Annotated in this window: 2 protein-coding genes and 1 pseudogene; 1 reads left to right on the forward strand and 2 read right to left on the reverse strand. The window is 59.6% G+C overall.

Annotation, left to right across the window (positions count from 1 at the left end):
- Positions 1 to 118 precede the first annotated feature (118 nt).
- Positions 119 to 355 (forward strand): hypothetical protein, encoded by a 237-nt coding sequence (locus K289_RS0140590; protein ID WP_084788959.1) that lies wholly within the window; start codon positions 119 to 121, stop codon positions 353 to 355.
- 115 nt (positions 356 to 470) lie between these two features.
- On the opposite strand, the pseudogene ltrA reads toward K289_RS0140590, so the two are convergent.
- Both ltrA and K289_RS52120 read right to left on the reverse strand, forming a co-directional pair.
- Positions 471 to 1950: pseudogene (ltrA, locus tag K289_RS47305) on the reverse strand (group II intron reverse transcriptase/maturase).
- An 802-nt stretch (positions 1951 to 2752) separates the two neighbouring features.
- The coding region (locus K289_RS52120; RefSeq protein ID WP_210164555.1) for a hypothetical protein at positions 2753 to 3035 on the reverse strand (283 nt) is incomplete at its 5' end.

Below are 3035 nucleotides of genomic sequence, written 5' to 3' on the forward strand. Positions count from 1 at the left end.
GACGCTTTTGCGCGCATTGTTACTGATCCTCAGTCGCGACTTTCCATCGCCGCGCCCTACATAGTCCGGCCCGCAAAACAAACTTCACGAACGACTTTTTAGTGCGGAGGTCCGGAAGATGAGCACGCCGGACCGTCGAGGAATGCTCGATCGCGCCGATAAGGCGCTGTCGATCCGCCGGCAATGCATGTTGCTTGGCATCGCGCGCTCTGGCGTCTACCGGCCGCCCCGGCCGGCCAACGACAACGACCTTGCCCTGATGCGGCAAATCGACGAGTTGTTCACCGCCTGGCCGTTCCTGGGCTCGCGGCGAATGACCGCGATGCTGAAGGCTATGGAGCGACAAACAGGCTGAGAGCGCGTATCGGCGCAGTCTCATCCTGATTGTCGTTGTGTTTTTGCGGTAGGGACGTCCATTGCTGGACGCCCCCCGCACAGATCCACGCAAGCGGCTTTCCCGCACGCGGCTCCTACCTTGGATGGTTGGCGGCGAAGCGCGCATCTGGCCACGGGTGAAGAATGCGAGGTTTGGGAAGGTACTCGTTGGCCAGTCTGGCGGTCCGTTCCCACGTTGTGCCGTCTTTCTTTCTGGCTGCGCCGCCGCAGCGACTTCCGCCAGATGTTGACCACGTGGCCCCGAAACGCGATAAGCGCTCGGGCATTCGTTGGAACCGCAAAGTAGCCGAAGTGCCCTCTTAAGAGTTGCCCCAGCCATTTCCCTTGTTCAGGGATCGGCCAGTGCATGCGTCGCCGCAGCTCTGCCTTGATGTCCTTGAGTTTCGCTCGTATGCGGTCGCCTCGGGTCTTCCGTTGAAGCTGGAAGCGTCCCTTTCGCGATTTACCGCAGATGAACGTGAACCCGAGGAATGCAAAGGTCTCCGGCTTTCCAAGCCCACGCTTCTTGCGGTTGGCAGCCGCGAAGCGGCCAAACTCAATCAGGCGGGTCTTGTCCGGATGCAGCGACAGCATGAACTCCTCAAACCTCGCGCGCATCGCATCGAGGAAGCGACGGGCGTCGTCCTCGTGCTCGAATCCCGCGATCAGATCATCGGCGTAGCGCACGATGATCATGTCGCCGGTGGCCTCGCACTGTCGCCAGCGCTGGACCCACAAGTCGAGCACGTAGTGCAAGTAAACGTTGCCGAGCAGCGGCGAAATCACCGAGCCCTGACCCGTCCCCCTGTCCTCCACGGTCACGACACCGTCTTCGAGTACGCCCGCCTTCAACCATTTCTGGATCAGGCGGATGATGCGCTTGTCGCCGATCCTGTGTTCCAGAAAGCGAACCAGCCATGATTGATTGACTGACCCGAAAAAGTTCTGGAGATCGGCGTCAACTATCCAATTCACCTTCCGCTGTTCGACCGCAACGCACAAGGCATCTAACGCATCGTGCGGCCCTCGTCCGGGTCGAAACCCATAGGAGAAACCACAGAAGTCGCCCTCGTAGATAGCGTTGAGTACCAAGACGGTTGCACCCTGGAGGATTTTATCTTCCAGAGCGGCAACCGCCAGCGGTCGCTGCTTTCCGTCTGCCTTGGGTATATACGTCCGGCGAGACGGCTGCGGGCGGTACGCTCCTCGATGAACCCGTTCGAACAGGTCCTTGAGCCGAGGCTCAAGGTCTGCCTCGTAGTCCTGCCAAGTCATGCCATCTACCCCGGGAGCGGCTTTGCGTTTGAGCGCGTAGAACGCCGTCCGCAGGGTGTCGACATTGACGTGGTGGAGGAGCGCGGTGAACCGTTCCTTCTTCCTTAGCCTTGCGGCTTTCCGCACGCGGTCCAGCGCTTGGGTCACACGAGCCCGGTCCTGTGCCCGGTGCGTGCTTTGCTGGCTCACGTTCCCCTTGGTCCCCGGCCTTGGCTCCACCGGCTCCGCCGCCGGTTGTCCGGCTTTGTTCGTCGGCTTCATAGCTACTATACCGGAGTCAGACTTCTCTTGTCCGTTCATCATCGGCTACGGCTCCTCGCCTTCCCGATGCGGACCGGCGCGGCTATCGCCGCCCGGCCGGACAAGAGATCTCCCAGGTTCTGACGTGTTCCTTTCATGCGTGATGTGGCCCTAGACCCCGACAGGGCGACGGCGCCTCGCTTGTCGGCTCCGCACATGTTGCCTTCGACGGGTGAGAACGTCTCGGCCCCTGCGATCTGATCACTATCGTGGCTCACTCCCACACCCCACATGATTGCTATGTACGCTTCGCCGTGGTCGTCACCTCCCACGTCGCAACACTTGCTACCGGGCGGGCGCTACCCCTTACCCGGGCCGGACTCACACCGGCTGGAACTCGCCAGCTTTGCCTGGCGCACCTCACCCTGATCGCCGCCGCCCATGCGTGATCCGAAGCACTTTCGGCGCCTCGATCGACGGGAGCAAACGTTCGTATGTATGGACATGGCACGTTGCGCACTTAACTTATGAATCAGTATTTTGCGAGCCTGAACCAGCTAACCAATCGATACTCTTTCCTGATACAGTCATGCCCTTCGACAGAGAGTCTGATTACGCAATCTGCAGGCATCCTTCCGGTCGCTATATCATCCAGGAGCTACGGGCTGATGGCCGTTTGGAGCTATTAGTTGGGAGCTTTGATTCTGCCGCTGCCGCTGAACGATGGGTTCTGGGCAGGAGCACCAAATGCTCCGGAGCGGCCAGGATCGCCGAGTTGCCGTCGGCGATATCCAGCGGGCGTGACAGAAAAACCGTGCATGCTCCGAGTGGATGATCGCATTCCCCAATGTCGACGACGGCATCAGGGATTCACGAATCGCCCAAAGGCAAAATCCAAAAACGCCAGAAAGCGCGGTCCAACACCCCGCTTTCCTGCAAAAGTGAATACTGTATCAAGACCAATTCTGCTTATTTCTCTTACCGATTCGTATTCTTCACGGACAAGAACCGCATTCTGCTCGACAACTACTACCCCTCTCCGGCGACCTCGAAGGGGATGTCCCGGGTTCTGTTGAATTTCTGAAGAGGTCGGCGTTGCCCACCTTGAGCCGGTAGGCTCGGGGTGCTGATTCCACAAAGGAGAG

Source organism: Bradyrhizobium sp. Cp5.3, from assembly GCF_000426265.1.
Lineage (GTDB): Bacteria > Pseudomonadota > Alphaproteobacteria > Rhizobiales > Xanthobacteraceae > Bradyrhizobium > Bradyrhizobium neotropicale.